The 15,324-nt window shown below is 69.3% G+C and carries 16 protein-coding genes; 13 read left to right on the plus strand and 3 right to left on the minus strand.

Annotated features, from left to right (window positions below):
• The first annotated feature begins 31 nt into the window (after window positions 1–31).
• Both D1793_RS06395 and D1793_RS06400 read left to right on the plus strand, forming a co-directional pair.
• Entirely contained in the window at window positions 32–1,603 is a 1,572-nt protein-coding gene (locus D1793_RS06395) for a bifunctional GNAT family N-acetyltransferase/carbon-nitrogen hydrolase family protein (RefSeq protein ID WP_119021414.1), read from the plus strand.
• Between the two features lie 4 nt (window positions 1,604–1,607).
• Window positions 1,608–2,447: a M90 family metallopeptidase gene (locus D1793_RS06400; RefSeq protein ID WP_119021415.1), complete on the plus strand. Its 840-nt coding sequence runs from the start codon at window positions 1,608–1,610 to the stop codon at window positions 2,445–2,447.
• A 9-nt stretch (window positions 2,448–2,456) separates the two neighbouring features.
• Here D1793_RS06400 and D1793_RS06405 read toward each other — a convergent pair whose 3' ends face one another.
• Window positions 2,457–3,371 carry a LysR family transcriptional regulator gene (locus D1793_RS06405; protein ID WP_119021416.1) on the minus strand — a complete coding sequence of 305 codons (915 nt, stop codon included), beginning with the start codon at window positions 3,369–3,371 and terminating at the stop codon, window positions 2,457–2,459.
• A 115-nt stretch (window positions 3,372–3,486) separates the two neighbouring features.
• Between D1793_RS06405 and D1793_RS06410 the strand changes: the two genes are divergently transcribed.
• From D1793_RS06410 to D1793_RS06420, 3 genes are all read left to right on the plus strand, one after another.
• On the plus strand, window positions 3,487–4,560 hold the full coding sequence (locus tag D1793_RS06410; protein ID WP_119021417.1) for a tartrate dehydrogenase: 1,074 nt from the start codon (window positions 3,487–3,489) through the stop codon (window positions 4,558–4,560).
• Between the two features lie 251 nt (window positions 4,561–4,811).
• On the plus strand, window positions 4,812–6,203 hold the full coding sequence (locus D1793_RS06415) for an FAD/NAD(P)-binding oxidoreductase (RefSeq protein WP_119021418.1): 1,392 nt from the start codon (window positions 4,812–4,814) through the stop codon (window positions 6,201–6,203).
• Between the two features lie 12 nt (window positions 6,204–6,215).
• Window positions 6,216–6,584 (plus strand): hypothetical protein, encoded by a 369-nt coding sequence (locus tag D1793_RS06420; RefSeq protein WP_119021419.1) that lies wholly within the window; start codon window positions 6,216–6,218, stop codon window positions 6,582–6,584.
• Window positions 6,585–6,591: 7 nt separating this feature from the next.
• On the opposite strand, the gene D1793_RS06425 is transcribed toward D1793_RS06420, so the two are convergent.
• Entirely contained in the window at window positions 6,592–7,470 is an 879-nt protein-coding gene (locus D1793_RS06425; protein WP_119021420.1) for a class I SAM-dependent methyltransferase, read from the minus strand.
• A gap of 111 nt (window positions 7,471–7,581) precedes the next feature.
• Here D1793_RS06425 and D1793_RS06430 point away from each other — a divergent pair, with 111 nt between their 5' ends.
• The 8 genes from D1793_RS06430 to D1793_RS06465 all read left to right on the plus strand — a co-directional run bounded on the left by D1793_RS06430 (window position 7,582) and on the right by D1793_RS06465 (window position 14,466).
• Complete coding sequence (locus D1793_RS06430) at window positions 7,582–8,136, plus strand: lipocalin family protein (RefSeq protein ID WP_119021421.1); 555 nt, start codon at window positions 7,582–7,584, stop codon at window positions 8,134–8,136.
• A gap of 155 nt (window positions 8,137–8,291) precedes the next feature.
• A complete protein-coding gene (locus tag D1793_RS06435) occupies window positions 8,292–9,095 on the plus strand; it encodes a DUF1338 domain-containing protein (RefSeq protein ID WP_119021422.1) in 804 nt (267 codons plus the stop codon).
• Window positions 9,096–9,103: 8 nt separating this feature from the next.
• Window positions 9,104–10,093: a succinylglutamate desuccinylase gene (locus D1793_RS06440; protein ID WP_119021423.1), complete on the plus strand. Its 990-nt coding sequence runs from the start codon at window positions 9,104–9,106 to the stop codon at window positions 10,091–10,093.
• Window positions 10,094–10,325: 232 nt separating this feature from the next.
• Complete coding sequence (locus tag D1793_RS06445) at window positions 10,326–11,096, plus strand: ATP-binding cassette domain-containing protein (protein WP_119021424.1); 771 nt, start codon at window positions 10,326–10,328, stop codon at window positions 11,094–11,096.
• 13 nt (window positions 11,097–11,109) lie between these two features.
• Window positions 11,110–11,811, plus strand: a complete 702-nt coding sequence (locus D1793_RS06450) for an ABC transporter permease (protein WP_119021425.1) — start codon at window positions 11,110–11,112, stop codon at window positions 11,809–11,811.
• A gap of 1 nt (window position 11,812) precedes the next feature.
• On the plus strand, window positions 11,813–12,541 hold the full coding sequence (locus tag D1793_RS06455; RefSeq protein WP_119021426.1) for an ABC transporter permease: 729 nt from the start codon (window positions 11,813–11,815) through the stop codon (window positions 12,539–12,541).
• Between the two features lie 164 nt (window positions 12,542–12,705).
• Complete coding sequence (locus D1793_RS06460; RefSeq protein WP_119021427.1) at window positions 12,706–13,473, plus strand: transporter substrate-binding domain-containing protein; 768 nt, start codon at window positions 12,706–12,708, stop codon at window positions 13,471–13,473.
• A gap of 141 nt (window positions 13,474–13,614) precedes the next feature.
• Entirely contained in the window at window positions 13,615–14,466 is an 852-nt protein-coding gene (locus tag D1793_RS06465; protein WP_119021428.1) for a TraX family protein, read from the plus strand.
• A 7-nt stretch (window positions 14,467–14,473) separates the two neighbouring features.
• Here D1793_RS06465 and D1793_RS06470 read toward each other — a convergent pair whose 3' ends face one another.
• The gene (locus D1793_RS06470) at window positions 14,474–15,322 is read right to left on the minus strand and encodes a cytochrome b5-like heme/steroid binding domain-containing protein (protein WP_205527638.1); all 849 of its coding nucleotides are present in this window, start codon (window positions 15,320–15,322) and stop codon (window positions 14,474–14,476) included.
• Window positions 15,323–15,324 lie beyond the last annotated feature (2 nt).

The following is a 15,324-nucleotide window of genomic DNA, read 5'->3' on the forward strand; positions in this document are numbered from 1 at the left end:
TCGCCCCCTGAACGACAGATAAGGATGCGCCATGTCCCTCGACGACCTGCACCTGACGCTTCGCAACCTGACGCCGGAGGACTATCCGCAGCTCGAGACGCTGATGGACGCGGTCTATCACGACATCGGCGGCGCCTGGTCGAAGCACACCATCGAGACGCTGATCGCCTCCTTCCCGGACGGCCAGATCGCCATCGAGGACGACGGCCGCCTGGTGGGCATGGCGCTGACCGCACGGGTCGACTATGACGAGTTCACCAACCCTCACAGGTACGACGACCTGATCGGCAAGCGCGAGGTGATCCTCGACGACCCGGACGGCGATGCCATGTACGGCCTCGACGTGCTGATCCATCCGGCGTACCGCGGCTATAGGCTGGGCCGGCGCCTCTACGACGCCCGCAAGGAGCTGTGCCGCTCGCTCAACCTGCGGGCGATCCTGGCCGGCGGGCGCATCCCCCAGTATCACCAGCATGCCGAGGAACTCTCCCCCACCCAGTACATCGACCGGGTGGCCCGCAAGGAGATCCACGACCCCATCCTCTCCTTCCAGCTGGCCAACGACTTCCAGGTCAAGCGCCTCTTGCGTGACTACCTCCCCGAGGACGAGAAGTCCCAAGGCTATGCCACCCTGCTGGAGTGGAACAACTTCCTCTATGAGCCCGCCGAGCTGGTGCTCGACACCCGCAAGACCCAGGTGCGGGTCGGCGCGGTGCAGTGGCAGATGCGCGAGTTCGACTCGGTGGAGGCGGTGCTGCAGCAGGTGGAGTACTTCGTCGATGCGCTCTCCGGCTACAAGAGCGACTTCGCGGTCTTCCCGGAGCTCTTCAATGCCCCGCTGATGGGGCTGCAGGACCGCGCCACCCAGCGCGACCAGATGGCCGCCGTGCGCTTCCTGGCCAGCTTCACCGAGCAGTTCAAGGCCGAGCTGTCGCGCATGGCGGTCTCCTACAACATCAACATCGTGGCCGGCTCCATGATCGAGGTGGGCGAGGACGACCGCCTCTACAACGTCAGCTACCTCTGCCACCGCGACGGCGAGATCGAAAGCCAGGCCAAGCTGCATATCACGCCCCAGGAGCGCCGCGACTGGGTGATCGAGGGGGGCGACGACCTCCAGGTGTTCGACACCGACGCCGGCCGGGTCGGCATCCTGATCTGCTACGACGTGGAGTTCCCGGAGCTGCCGCGGCTCTTGGCCGAGCAGGACATGGACATCCTCTTCGTGCCCTTCTGGACCGACACCAAGAACGGCTACCTGCGGGTGCGTCACTGCGCCCAGGCCCGGGCCATCGAGAACGAGTGCTACGTGGTGCTGTGCGGCAGCGTGGGCAACGTGCCCTCCATCGAGAACCTCGACATCCAGTACGCCCAGTCGGCGGTCTTCTCGCCCTCGGACTTCGCCTTCCCCCACGATGCCGTGCTCAACGAGACCACCCCCAACACCGAGATGATCCTCTTCTCGGATCTCGACCTGACCCGGCTGACCATGGTGCGCAACGAGGGCTCGGTGACCAACCTCAAGGACCGCCGCAAGGACCTCTTCGACCTGCGCTGGCGCGACTGGTCCTGGAAGTCAGGGGCCGACCTGGAAGAGAGCTGAGCCGATGCTGGGGCGCCTGAAACGCTGGCGGGCCGAGCGCTTCGCCGCCCGCCACCCCCTCCCCGAGGAGGCCTGGGCCGAGGCCCGGGCGCGCCTGCCGCTGCTTGCCGCCCTGCCCGAGGAGCAGGCCGCTTCGCTTGGGCATCGCGCCTGGCAGTTCCTCCACGCCAAGCGCCTGAGCCTGCATCCGGAACTGGCCGAGTCCACCCCCTTCGACCTGCCCGCCCAGCTGGCCCTGGCCGCCCAGGCCTGCCTGCTGACCCTGGGCTGGAGCGACGAGGAGCACCGGGAGGCCTTCGCCAACGTCCATGAGGTACTGATCCTGCCCGATGCCTTCCAGCGCCAGGTGGAGGAGATGGACGAGTTCGGCGTGATGCACGAGTACGTGGACGAGCGCGCCGGCGAGACCTCCCATCAGGGGCCGGTGGTGGTGGCCTTCCCCGACCTGATGGAGAGCGGCGACTTCTCGGGCTTCAACGTGCTGATCCACGAGTTCGCCCACAAGCTCGACATGGGCAACTCCCTGGACGTGGACGGCTTCCCGCCGCTGCCCACCGACATCGATCCGCGAGAGTGGCATCGGGTCTTCATGGGCGTCTGGGAAGACCTCCAGGCGCATCTCGAGCGCGGCGACCCCACGCCCATCGACGACTATGCCGCCACCCACCCCGGCGAGTGCTTCGCGGTCTGCTGCGAGGCCTTCTTCACCGCCCCGGACCTGCTGGAGGTGGCCTATCCGGCGCTCTATGCGCTGCTCGGCCGCTACTTCGGCCAGGACCCCCTGGCCCGGCTGCCGGCGCGTGCCGAGGAGCGCCCGGCCCCAACCCACCACGAGCGGCACTGAGCACCCCCGCTAATCGGGCAGCGCGGCGACGCGACGCGGCAGCTCCCGCTGCAGCAGCTCGACGAAGGCGCGCAGGCGCGCAGGCACATGGCGGCGCTGGGGATAGACGGCATGGAAGTCGGCGCGCACCCCTCGCCAGCCGGGCAGCAGCTCGACCAGCTCGCCCCGGGCCAGCCACTCATGCACGTCCCACCAGGAGCGCAGCATGACGCCGTGGCCGTCCAGCGCCAGGCCCACGATCACCTCGCCGTCGTTGCTGGCCAGGGGCCCCGCCACCTTCACGGCCTGCTCGGCCCCGCTATCGCGACGGCGAAAGCGCCACACCGCATAGTCGCTGTCGTTCTCGCGCAGCACCAGGCAGGGGTGGGCCGAGAGGTCCGCCGGGGTCTTGAGGGGCGGCATGCTAGCCACATAGCGGGGCGAGGCACACAGCACCCGGCGGTTGGCCAGGACATGCCGGGCCACCAGCCGCGAGTCGGGCGGCTCCCCCACCCGGATGCCGATATCCACCCCCTGCTCGCCCGGGGTCAGCGGGAAGTTGGAGAGCTCAAGCGACGCCTCCACCCCCGGGTGGCGGGCGCAGAAGTGCGACAGCAACGGGGCCACGTGGCGGCGCCCGAAGCCGAAGGTGGCATTGATCTTGAGGGGGCCCGAGAGCTCGGCCCGCTGCGCCCCCAGCGCCTCCTCCAGCTCGACCAGCTCCTCGAGGATCGCCGCCCCGCGCACCAGATAGCGCTCCCCTTCCGGGGTCAGGGTCAGGCGGCGGGTGGTGCGGCTGGCCAGGGTCACTCCCAGGCGCGCCTCCAGCTGCTTGAGCCGCTTGCTCACCGCCGAGAGCGACAGGCCAAGCTCCCGGGCCGTGGCCGTGAGGCTGCCGGCCTGGGCCAGGCGCTGGAAGAAGGCCAGATCATCGAGCTGGGCCACCTAACTCTCCACTTTTTCTCAACAATGGCTTGCATTCTAGCCCGATTATCGACAGCCATGGGAGGGCTAGACTGGGGGGGTTCGTTCCTCCCCCCGGAAATCGATGGAGCCCGACATGACCCACAGAATCGCCGTGATCCCCGGTGACGGCATCGGCAAGGAAGTGATGCCCGAGGGGCTGCGCGCCCTCGAGGCCGCCGCCAGCCGCTTCGGCATCGCCCTGGAGCTTGCGCACTTCGACTTCGCCAGCTGCGACTACTACGCCGAGCACGGCAAGATGCTGCCAGACGACTGGTTCGAGACCCTCAAGGACTTCGATGCCATCTTCTATGGCGCGGTGGGCTGGCCGGCCACCGTACCGGACCATGTCTCGCTGTGGGGCTCGCTGCTGCAGTTCCGCCGCCGCTTCGACCAGTACATCAACCTGCGTCCCTGCCGGCTGCTGCCCGGCATCCGGAGCCCGCTCGCCGACCGCAAGCCCGGCGACATCGACTTCTACGTGGTGCGCGAGAACACCGAGGGGGAGTACTCCAGCGTCGGTGGCAAGATGTTCGAGGGCACCGAGCGCGAGGTGGTGATCCAGGAGACGGTGATGACCCGCCACGGCACCGACCGGGTGCTGAAGTTCGCCTATGAGCTCGCCCAATCGCGCCCGCGCAAGAAGCTCACCTCGGCCACCAAGTCCAACGGCATCGCCATCACCATGCCCTGGTGGGACGAGCGGGTGGCCGAGATGGGCAAGCGCTATCCGGACGTGGCCGTGGACCAGTTCCATATCGACATCCTCACCGCCAACTTCGTGATGCACCCCGACTGGTTCGACGTGGTGGTGGCCAGCAACCTGTTCGGCGACATCCTCTCCGACCTGGGCCCGGCCTGCACCGGCACCATCGGCGTGGCCCCCTCGGCCAACATCAACCCCGAGGGCACCTTCCCGAGCCTCTTCGAGCCGGTCCACGGCAGCGCGCCGGATATCGCGGGCAAGGGCATCGCCAATCCCATCGGCCAGATCTGGTCCGGCGCCATGATGCTCGAGCACCTGGGGCACAGGGAGGCCTCGGATGCCATCGTCAGCGCCTTCGAGGCGGTGCTGGCCGAGGGCGACAGGAGCGTGCTCACTCCCGACGTGGGCGGCAGCGGCACCACCGAGAGCCTGGGCCGGGCCATCGCGGCACGCCTCGCGGGCTGAGGCGCCCTCCCGGACACTCGCCCGAAGGCCCCACCGGAAACAGTGCGGCCCCCGCCATGGCGGGGGCCGTTCGCGTTGGTGCGGCCGATCACTCGGGGCCTTTCCTCGACGGAAAGGACGGAAAACCCTGACTTGCGTCAAGCTGCCGCATACCAAGGGAGGCGATGCAGAAAGGTTAAGGCTACGTTATAAGGTGCATAGTTATAAGGATATAACAACCACAGCCTGACCCGTTACGCAGGAGTCATGTCATGACACGCCCCCTCGCCCCCCTGCGCCTGGACCGCCGCCAGCTCCTCAAGCTGGGACTCGGCGCCGGCGCGGCCGGCCTGCTGCCGCTCGGCAGCCTGCAGGCCAGCACCCTCTCCACACGCGCCCATGTGGTCATTCTCGGCGGCGGCGCCGCCGGCATGGCCATGGCCAACCGGCTCTCTCGTCGCCTGGAGGGCGCCCGCATCTCGCTCGTCGAGCCGCGGGAGATCCATCACTACCAGCCCGGCTGGACCCTGGTGGCCTCCGGCGTCTGGAATCCCGACAAGACCATGCGCCCCAACGCCAACTTCGTGCCCGACGGCGTGACCTGGGTGCGCCAGCCCGCGGTGGGCATCGATGCCGAGCAGCGCCGGATCTCGCTCGCCGATGCCAGCGTGCTGGAGTACGACTACCTGGTGGTGGCCACCGGCCTGCAGCTCAACTACCACCTGATCGACGGCATGTCGCCGGACCTGGTGGGCAGCCACGGTATCGGCAGCGTCTATGCCAGCCTCGAGGGCGCCACCCGCACCCGCGACGCCATCGACGCCTGGATCGCCAGGGGCGGCGGCAAGGGGCTGTTCACCGCCGCTCCCACCCCGGTGAAGTGCGCCGGCGCCCCGTTGAAGATGACCTTCACCACGCTCTCGCGCCTGGAGGCGACCGGCCGCCGCGACGATTTCCAGGTCGAGTTCCTGGCCCCCGGCGCGGCGCTGTTCAGCCAGCCGTGGATCAACGACTTCGTCAAGCAGCGCTTCGACGACCAGGGGGTCACCCGCCGCCACCACTATCGGCTCTCCGCCATCGATCCCGGCGCCCGCCAGGCCGAGTTCACCTTCGTCGGCCCGGAGAGCGAATTCACCTCCCACCACGAGCTGCGCGAGGCGGAGTTCTCCCGGGAGGGGGAGCGCACGGTGATCGCCGACTACGACTTCATCCACGTGGTGCCGCCCATGAGCGCGCCGGACTTCGTGCGCGAGAGCGACCTGATTGCCCGCGAGGGCCCCTTCCGCGGCGAGTGGCTGGATGTGGACATCCACACCCTGCAGCACAACCGCTATCCGGAGGTGTTCGGCATCGGCGACGTGATCGGCGCGCCGATCAACAAGACCGCCGCCAGCGTCAAGGCCCAGGCCCCGGTGGTGGAGGCCAACCTGCTGGCCCAGATGCAGGAGCAGCCGCTGACGGCCCGCCACAACGGCTACACCTCCTGCCCGATGATCACCGGCATCGGCAAGGCGATGCTGGTGGAGTTCGGCTACGACAACAACCTGGACTTCCTGCCCTCCTTCCCCTTCATCGACCCGCGGGACGAGTCGTGGGCGGCCTGGGTGATGAAGGATCGCATGCTGCAGCCGGCCTACTACGCCGTGCTCGAAGGCCAGGCCTGAGGAGAGACGATCATGACGATTCAAGGTGCTCTCACCATCCTGATGTACGCCCTGGCCCCGTTCCTGTGGCTGATCGTGGCCGGCGTGGGGCTGCTGGTCATTGTCCAGCTGATCGCCCGCCTGCGCGGCTACGCGGCGCTGCGCTACCGCTGCCTGGGCGCCAACCTGGCCTCGCTGGCGGTGGGCCTCTCGGGGCTGTGGTGGATTCCCGCCTTCACCAACTCGAGGCTCGCCTACGTGGCCACGATCTTCGACTGGGTGGCGTTGATCGGCGCCGTGGTCGGCCTGGCGGTCGCCGCCTGGCTGGTGCTGCACCCGCTCAGCTACCTGGTGCGCGGCCAGCGTCAGGCTCGGGCAGGCCGAGCGCTCCCTCGAGGCTGATCCGTCGCTACGCCCGGGAGGGGGCCCAGGCCCCCTCGAGGATACGCACCCTGCCGGCGGCCAGGTTGTCGCGCAGGTTGCGTCCCATCTCGGCGAACTCCTCGCCGAAGATCAGCGCCGGTCCCGGAAGGCGCGGGGCCGGCGCCTCCCCCGCCTCGCGGCGGCCGTGCTTCTGGCGCCAGGCCAGGGCTTCGTCGGTCACATCCCGCACGCAGAGCGGCTCGAAGCCCGCCGCGGCAAGGCTCGCCTCGAGGGCCTCGCGGCGCTGCAGGTGGCTGGTCGCCGCCGTGCGCGCCCAGGGCACCGGCAGCGCCAGCGGTTCGGGATTGTCGCCGGCCACCACCTCATGCAGCAGCACCCGGCCGCCGGGCGCCAGCAGGCGACGCCACTCGGCCAGCACCCCGGGCACGTCCGGCATGTTCATCAGCGCATGCTGGCACCAGATGACATCGAAGGCGCCATCCGGCAGCGGGGTGCGAAGGGCATCGGCGCACAGGAAGCGGGTACAGCCCGACAGCCCCGTGGCCGCGCTGAGCCATTCGGCCACCGCGATGAAGGCGGCGGTGATATCGACGCCGACCACCTCGCAGCCGAACTCGTCGGCGAGCAGGCGGCTGGCCCCGCCGGTGCCGCAGCCCACGTCCAGCACCCGCTGTCCGGCGCAGAGCTCGCCCAGCGCCGCCAGGGAACGGCTGGCGGCCCGCCCGCCCAGGTGCAGCTGGTCGATCCCGGCGATCGCGTCCAGGGTCAGGGCGTCCGGGTCGCACCCCGCGGTGCGGAAGGCCGCCTGAAGACGCACCAGCAGGCTTTCCTCGCCCCCGGCGGCGAGGGCATCATAGTGTTCATTGAGCACATGGGCATCGTGATCACGGGCGTGGTCGGGCATGGCGGCCTCCTGGCGCTGGGCGGGCGGCCAGTCTAGCCTGGCAGCACGCTCTGCCCCATCCTGCCAAGGTCACAGCCGACCGCCGCCGGCACCACGACAAGGAGTCACCCCATGCCATTCCCCTCTCTCCCGGCCCTCCTCGGCGCCAGCGCCCTGCTGCTGGCCGGCTGCACCGGCATCCCCAGGGGCACCGAGCCGGTCACCGGCTTCGAGCTCGACCGCTACCTCGGCCAGTGGTACGAGATCGCGCGGCTCGACCACTCCTTCGAGCGCGGGCTGGACTGCGTCACCGCCGACTACTCGCTGCGCGACGACGGCGGGGTGCGGGTGCTCAACCGCGGCGTGAAGCTCGTCGAAGGCGAGGTCAGCGAGGCGGAGGGGCGCGCCTACTTCATCGGCGACGAGGACGTGGGCCGGCTCAAGGTGAGCTTCTTCGGCCCCTTCTACGGCGGCTACAACGTGCTGGCCCTGGACGACGACTACCGGTGGTCGCTGGTGGCCGGCCCGGACCGCGACTACCTGTGGATACTCGCCCGCACCCCGACCCTCCCGGAGGCCACCTACCGCGACCTGGTGGAGCGCGCCGAGCACCTGGCCTTTCCGGTGGAGGAGCTGATCGAGGTGGAGCAGGGCGAGGCCTGCGATCCCTGGCGCGAGCCGCGCTGAGCCAGCCCCCGGAGGGGCGCGCCCGGCCGCCCGGACAGGGGAAGGACTTTCAGGATGGCACCCCCGCTTTCATCGACCCGACACGCCCCCTTGTCCTCGGCCGGCCGGCTGGCGATGGTGCCTCTATCCCAGCCAACGGACAGCCCCCGACTCTCATGGACATCAACCGCTTCTTCGCCCGCCTGTGGGACGACTACACCGCGATGACGCCCCAGGCCCGCCAGATCCACGACGCCTTCGTGGCCGAGGGCGAGACCATCGTCAACGACCACGTGGCCTTCCGCACCTTCGATCGCGGCCCCGCCAGTCTCGAGGCCCTGGAGCCGCACCTCCTGGCGCTGGGCTACACCCGCTTCGCCCCCTATGACTTTCGCGAGAAGAAGCTGCGCGCCTACGGCTACCTGCCGCCCGCCGATGACCTGCCGCGGGTCTTCCTCTCCGAACTGAAGTGCAGCGAGCTCTCCGCCGAGGCCCAGGCGATCATCGATGGCCTGGTGGCCCAGATCGACCCGGCACGGGTCGCGAGCCCCGAGGTGCTGTGGGCCGGCCGCCTGTGGGCCTCGCCCAGCGTCGCCCAGTACCAGGCCCTGATGAACGAGAGCGAGTATGCCGCCTGGCTCGCCATCATCGGCCTGCGCGCCAACCACTTCACCATCAGCGTCAACCACTTCCGCCGTTTCGACAGCGTCGAGAAGGTGCTCGCCAAGGTGGAGTCCCTGGGGCTTGCCATCAATGCCTCCGGCGGGCGCGTCAAGGGGTCCACCGAGGTGCTGCTGGAACAGGGCGCCACCCGCGCCGACCGCCAGCCCTTCACCTTCGCCGGGGGCCAGGTGATGGAGATACCCACCTGCTACTACGAATTCGCCCGGCGCTACCCGGATGCTGACGGCCACCTCTACCAGGGCTTCGTGGCGGCCAGCGCGGACAAGATCTTCGAATCGACCCACGTGCAGCGATGAAGCAGCCGATGCTCGACGACTGGATTCGCGCGACCCTGGCGGGCCACCCGGGAGCCGAGGCGGGCCCGCTGCCCGGCGGCCGCTTTCGCCGGCACGGCGAGGGTATCCTCGAGCTCTGCCCCGAGCATGCGGCCCCCGAGGCACGCGCCTGCGTGCTCTCGGTGGGCATCCACGGCAACGAGACCGCCCCCATGGAGCTGCTCGAGGGGCTGCTCGCCCGCCTGGCCGCCGGCGAACTCGTACTCGGCGCGCCCACCCTGCTGCTGCTCGGCAACCCCGAGGCGGCCCGCCAGGGGGAGCGCTATGTGGGCACCAACCTCAACCGCCTCTTCCGCCGGGAGCTCGACGAGCAGGGCATGGAGCCCGACCGGGCGCGGACGCTGATGGCCGCGGTGGACGCCTTCTTCGCCCGGCACGAGACGCTGCCGCGGCTGCACTATGACCTGCACACCGCCATCCGCGACAGCCGCTACCCGCGCTTCGTGGTCAGCCCCTATACCGAGCGCACGCCAGTGGAGGGGGCGCAGTGGCACTGGCTCGCCGCCGCCGACATCCAGGCGGTGCTCCACCAGCACCGCCACAGCTGGACCTTCTCCCACTACAGCAAGCACTATCATGGCGCCCAGGCCTTCACCCTGGAGCTGGGCCGCGCCCTGCCCTTCGGGCACAATGACCTGGCACCGCTGGCGCCCATGGGCGTGCTGCTGGCGGCGCTGCTCGAGGGGCGCGAGCCCCCCGCGACAGCGCCAGAGCGCATGGCCTTCTTCCGGGTCGCGCATGAGCTGATGCGGGAGTCCGTGGCGTTTCGCCTGGCCTTCCCCGACGATACGCCCAACTTCACGGCCTTCCCGCCGGGCACCCTCCTCGCCGAGGATGGCCAGGCCGGCGAGACCCGGGTCGGCGAGGCACCGCTGGCCGTGGTCTTTCCCAACGCCGGAGTGGAGATCGGCGCCCGCGCCGCCCTGCTGGTGCACCCCGAGCCACCGCCGTCGGGCTGAGGCCGGCGGTCCGCCGAGACCCCGGGAAGCATCGGCAGCAGAAAAACCCTTATAACAACCACAACGGGAGGGTAAAATCTTGCCCCTTTGCCGATCAGCACTGGACCCGCGCCGCATCCCATCTCGTCCTCCCGCACCGACCGGAGGGCGGATGCGCCGCTGGCATCGCCCCTGCCAAGCGCCGCTTACCCACGGCGTGTCGCCGCGGCGACCCTGACCCGGAGCCCATACCATGGCCGAAACCCCGATTCCGCTGGAAGTCCGCAACATCAAGAAGCGCTTCGGCGATACCGAAGTGCTCAAGGGGCTCTCGCTCTCTGCCCACAAGGGAGACGTGATCACCCTGATCGGAGCCTCCGGCTCCGGCAAGAGCACCTTCCTGCGCTGCATGAACCTGCTCGAGCAGCCCGACGAGGGCGACCTGATCGTCCACGGCGAGGAGATCCGCTTCAGGCAGACCCGCCACGGCCGCGAGCCCGCCGACTGGAAGCAGGTGGTGCGCATGCGCGCCAAGCTCTCCATGGTCTTCCAGGGCTTCAACCTCTGGGCCCACATGACCCTGCTCGAGAACATCATCGAGGCGCCGGTGCACGTGCTCGGCAAGCCGAAGAAGGAGGCCATCGAGCAGGCCCGCGCGCTGCTCGAGCGGGTGGGCCTGACCGCCCGCGCCGACGCCTACCCGGCCCAGATGTCCGGCGGCCAGCAGCAGCGCGGCGCCATCGCCCGGGCCCTGGCCATGGACCCGGAGGTGATGCTGTTCGACGAGCCCACCTCGGCGCTGGACCCGGAGCTGGTCGGCGATGTGCTCAAGGTGATGCGCGAACTCGCCGACGAGGGGCGCACCATGATCGTGGTGACCCACGAGATGGGCTTCGCCCGGGACGTCTCCAGCCAGGTGATCTATCTGCATCAGGGGCTGGTCGAGGAGGCGGGCCCGCCGGACCAGGTGCTGGGCAACCCGCAATCACCGCGCCTGAAGCAGTTCCTGGCCCCCAAGTACTGAGCGGGAGAGCACTATGCTGGATCTTCATGGCTACGGCCCACGGCTGCTGGAAGGCGCCGGCGTCACCCTCCAGCTGGCGGTGCTGTCGCTGGCCCTGGCCATCCTGCTGGGCCTGGCGACCGCCAGCGCCAGGATGTCTCGCAGCTGGCTGCTGAACCGCCTCGCCACCCTCTACACCACGGTGATCCGCGGCGTGCCGGACCTGGTGCTGATGCTGCTGCTCTTCTTCGGCGGCCAGATGGCACTCAACGTGGTCACCGATGCCCTCTACGACCGCACCGGGCTGGACTGGTACGTCAACCTCAACGCCTTCGCCGCCGGGGTGATCACCATCGGCTTCATCTTCGGCGCCTACATGGGCGAGACCTTCCGCGGCGCCTTCATGGCGGTGGACCACGGCCAGATCGAGGCGGGCAAGGCCTACGGCATGACGCCCTGGCTGGTGTTCCGGCGCATCCGCTTCCCGCAGATGATGCGCCACGCCCTGCCGGGGATCTCCAACAACTGGATGGTGCTGCTCAAGACCACCGCGCTGGTCTCGGTGATCGGGCTCTCCGACATGGTGCGGGTGGCCGCCGAGGCGTCCCGGGCCACCCACGAGCCCTTCACCTTCCTGATCCCGGTGGCGGCCGCCTACCTGCTGATCGCCAGCGTCTCGGAGTGGCTCTTCGCCAGGCTCCAGAAGCGCTACAACGTCGGCTTCGGAGGCCACTGAGATGGATGCCCTCACGACCTGGTTCCACGACCTGCTGGCCGGCAACGTCATCTTCACGCCCCAGACCCTCGGCTACTACTGGGACGGCCTGGTGACCACTACCCAGCTGGTGTTCCTGTCGCTGGTGGTCGGCCTGGTGCTGGCGGTGCCCCTGGCCATCGGCAGAAGCTCGCACCGGCGCTGGATCAGCCTGCCGATCTACGCCTACACCTACGTGTTTCGCGGCACGCCGCTGCTGATCCAGCTCTACATCATCTACTACGGAGTGGTCTTCTTCGACGGCATCCAGGAGACCTTCCTGTGGCCGCTGCTGCGCGAGGCCTTCTATCCCGCGCTGATCGCCTTCACCCTGAATACCGCCGCCTACACCACCGAGATCTTCCGCGGCGCCATCAAGGCGACCTCCCGGGGCGAGATCGAGGCGGCGCGGGCCTACGGCATGTCAGACGCCTTGATGATGCGACGCATCATCCTGCCCAGCGCCTTCCGCCGCGCCCTGCCCGCCTACGGCAACGAGGTGATCTTCATGCTCCACGCCAGCGCCATCGCCAGCGTGGTCACCCTGATGGACCTCACCGGGGCGGCGCGCTTCGTCTACGCGCGCTTCTATGCCCCCTTCGAGGCCTTCCTGTTCGTGGCGGCGATCTATCTCTGCCTGACCTTCGCCATCCTCTACTTCTTCCGCTGGCTGGAGAAGCGGCTGCTGGCCCACCTGAGGCCCCAGAGCTGACCACCTCCTCCGCCGCAGGCGGCATCGGACAGCGGCCGCGGTGCCAGCGTCAAACGCCCGTTGGCAATTCCGCCGCCCGGGGCTTTCGGCCCCGCGGCGGCTGGGCTAGAGTCTGCCCGGTAGGCACCCGCAGGGTGCCATCTCTCATCATCAGGAGCTCCTCCATGAAGAAACTGCTGACCGTCTCGATCCTCGGCGTGGCCATGGCCGCCGGCACTGCTCAGGCCCGCGACTATGACCACGTGCGCTTCGGCGTCGACGTGCCCTACGAGCCCATGGAGTATCGCGGCGCCGATGGCGAGCTGACCGGCTTCGACATCGACCTGGGCAACGCCCTGTGCGCCGAGATCGGCGTGACCTGCGAGTGGATCGAGCAGGAGTGGGACGGCATCATCCCGGGCCTGCTGGCGCGCAACTACGACGCCATCATGTCCTCCATGTCGATCAACGACGAGCGCCGCCAGACCGTGCTCTTCTCCGACTCCTACATCACCATCCCGGGCGCCTGGTTCGCCCCCGAGGGCAGCGCGATCGAGGAGATCAGCGAGGAGACCCTCGCCGGCAAGAGCATCGGCGTGCAGCGCGGCACCACCTACGACAACTACGCCACCGACAACTACGGCCGCATCGCCACCATCAACCGCTACTCCACCGCCGATGACATGGTGCTGGACCTGCAGGCCCAGCGCCTGGACATCGTCTTCCTGGAGTACGTGGTCGGCCAGGCCACCCTGCTGCAGAGCGAGGAGGGCGACTACCACGTGGTCGGCGAGATGGTCACCGGGCCCGAGGAGTACTTCGGCGAAGGGTTCGGCATCGCCTTCCGCCAGCGCGACACCGCGCTCGCCGAGCGCTTCAACGAGGCCCTGGCCACCCTGAAGGAAGACGGCACCTACGACGAGATCTTCGAGCGCTACTTCGGCGACGAGTGATCCTCGGCACGCCATGAGCGGCAAGCGGCCTCGCCAACGCGAGGCCGCCTGCGTTCCGGGGCCGGCCACCGCGGCGGGCCTTGCGGAACTCTCGAGGACCAGGCCTGTCTTCCCGGTGTGGACAGCCACCGAGAGGACAGGATGACCTCACCGACGACCCGCCATACCGACACCCCCTGCAACACCGCACCCGCCAGCAACGCCCCCGGCACCCGCGCCGTGGCAACCCGCCCCTCCTCCACCTGGACCGGCTGGGGCCAGTGGCTGGCGCTGGCCACCATGACCCTCGACCACCTGACCCGCTACGTGCTGCCCGAGGCGTGGAACCTCGACTGGGCCGGCTCGTCGCTGGGCCGCATCGCCTTCCCGCTGTTTGCCGCCATGGTGGCCTGGCACGGGCTCTTCAATACCCGTAACCCGCTGCGCTACGCGCAGCGCATCCTGGTGATCGGCCTGGTCGCCCAGCTTCCCTTCATGCTGATGCCCCGCGCCTCGGATGCCCTGCTGCTCAACGTCTGCTTCACCCTGGCGGCGGGGTTGGCCTGGGGTGCCGGGCTGCGCGAGCTGCTCGCCCGCTATCGCAGCGGCGCGCTCGAAAGCCGCTGGCTGGCCCTCGGGGGGCTGGCCTCCCTGACGGTCTGGGCCCTGCTCGGCCACCGGGTCGAGTATGGCCACGAGGGACTGCTGCTGGTGCCGCTCCTGATGCTCGCCATGTACCACCTGCACCGCGCCGGGGAGCTCCTCGCCGAGCGCCTGGCGGCGGCCGCCCTGGCCCTGCCAGTGCTGGTGGTGGCCGGGCAGATGAACGCCACCGACCTGGCCAAGTCCTTCACCGTGGCCACCTGCGTGGCGGCCCTGTGGCTAGCGGCTGGCGCCCATCGCCTGGCGCCGACGGTGCCCCGGGCGATGCCGCGCCGGCTGTGGCTGGCCTGGTACCCGGGCCACTTCGCGCTGATCGCACTGTGGCTGTGGCTAGCCGGCGGGCTCGGCTGACCCGGTCTCAGGGCCAGCTGTAGACGCCGCGATTCAAGGCGTCGCGGAAGGCGGAGTGGACCTTGTTGCCGCGCAGGGTGGCGCCGCTGTAGCCGTCGATGTCCTCGGCCAGCCGTTCGGGCTCGTAGAGGGCGAAGATGGCGGTCAGCGGCTGGCCCTCGAGGGCCTCGGCGAGCTGCTGGTGCTGCTCCCATACCGGGTAGAGGTCATCGTCCTCGTCCAGCCGGCGGTAGTCGACGCCGCGATAGGCCAGGTGGCGATAGCCGATGTTGGAGAGCCGGCCATCGCGCAGGTCAAACTGGACGTTGACCTGCATCTCGCCGCCGTCGCCGAACACGCCACGGTAGCGCCCATCCAGCGGCAGCCCCAGCAGGGCCCGGTGCAGCCGCTCGTCCTCGGCGGGGGAGAGTCGCGCCTGGTCGCTGTCGGCTTCACCTGCCGCCGCCTCGCCCTCCTGGGCCTGGCCCGCCGCCTCGGGTTCGACCGGCTCGCCCGCCTCGTCCACCAGGCGCCCGATCAGGTACGCCTCGAGCATCGCCTCGGCCCGCGGGCTATGGGGTACGCCGGGGCGCTTGTTGTCCCACCCCTCGGTGGACTCACGTCCGCACCACTCGAGAATCACCGCCTCGTCGGTCGGGTGGTCGGGCACGTAGTCGGTGATGTCGTAGACCCGGCCGTGGATGGCCTTCCAGCAGCTCTCGGCGCCGTCGTGCTCGGCGAGCTCCTCAAGGGTGATGGAGTCCAGGGCGTCGTCGTCGGACACATCGCGCTCGCTGCTCGAGAGCGCCTGGATCGAGACCAGGGTGGCCAGGCTCGCCACGAAGGCGATGAAGGCGGAGTAGGCAATCTTGTTCATGC

It is taken from the genome of Halomonas sp. JS92-SW72 (assembly GCF_003547075.1).
GTDB classification, from domain to species: Bacteria; Pseudomonadota; Gammaproteobacteria; order Pseudomonadales; family Halomonadaceae; genus Halomonas; species Halomonas alkalicola.

Coding starts and splice junctions, on each gene's coding strand:
- D1793_RS06395 (WP_119021414.1), top strand. CDS start 32: ATGTCCCTCGACGACCTGCACCTGACGCTTCGCAACCTGACGCCGGAG.
- D1793_RS06400 (WP_119021415.1), top strand. CDS start 1,608: ATGCTGGGGCGCCTGAAACGCTGGCGGGCCGAGCGCTTCGCCGCCCGC.
- D1793_RS06410 (WP_119021417.1), top strand. CDS start 3,487: ATGACCCACAGAATCGCCGTGATCCCCGGTGACGGCATCGGCAAGGAA.
- D1793_RS06415 (WP_119021418.1), top strand. CDS start 4,812: ATGACACGCCCCCTCGCCCCCCTGCGCCTGGACCGCCGCCAGCTCCTC.
- D1793_RS06420 (WP_119021419.1), top strand. CDS start 6,216: ATGACGATTCAAGGTGCTCTCACCATCCTGATGTACGCCCTGGCCCCG.
- D1793_RS06425 (WP_119021420.1), bottom strand. CDS start 7,470: ATGCCCGACCACGCCCGTGATCACGATGCCCATGTGCTCAATGAACAC.
- D1793_RS06430 (WP_119021421.1), top strand. CDS start 7,582: ATGCCATTCCCCTCTCTCCCGGCCCTCCTCGGCGCCAGCGCCCTGCTG.
- D1793_RS06435 (WP_119021422.1), top strand. CDS start 8,292: ATGGACATCAACCGCTTCTTCGCCCGCCTGTGGGACGACTACACCGCG.
- D1793_RS06440 (WP_119021423.1), top strand. CDS start 9,104: ATGCTCGACGACTGGATTCGCGCGACCCTGGCGGGCCACCCGGGAGCC.
- D1793_RS06445 (WP_119021424.1), top strand. CDS start 10,326: ATGGCCGAAACCCCGATTCCGCTGGAAGTCCGCAACATCAAGAAGCGC.
- D1793_RS06450 (WP_119021425.1), top strand. CDS start 11,110: ATGCTGGATCTTCATGGCTACGGCCCACGGCTGCTGGAAGGCGCCGGC.
- D1793_RS06455 (WP_119021426.1), top strand. CDS start 11,813: ATGGATGCCCTCACGACCTGGTTCCACGACCTGCTGGCCGGCAACGTC.
- D1793_RS06460 (WP_119021427.1), top strand. CDS start 12,706: ATGAAGAAACTGCTGACCGTCTCGATCCTCGGCGTGGCCATGGCCGCC.
- D1793_RS06465 (WP_119021428.1), top strand. CDS start 13,615: ATGACCTCACCGACGACCCGCCATACCGACACCCCCTGCAACACCGCA.
- D1793_RS06470 (WP_205527638.1), bottom strand. CDS start 15,322: ATGAACAAGATTGCCTACTCCGCCTTCATCGCCTTCGTGGCGAGCCTG.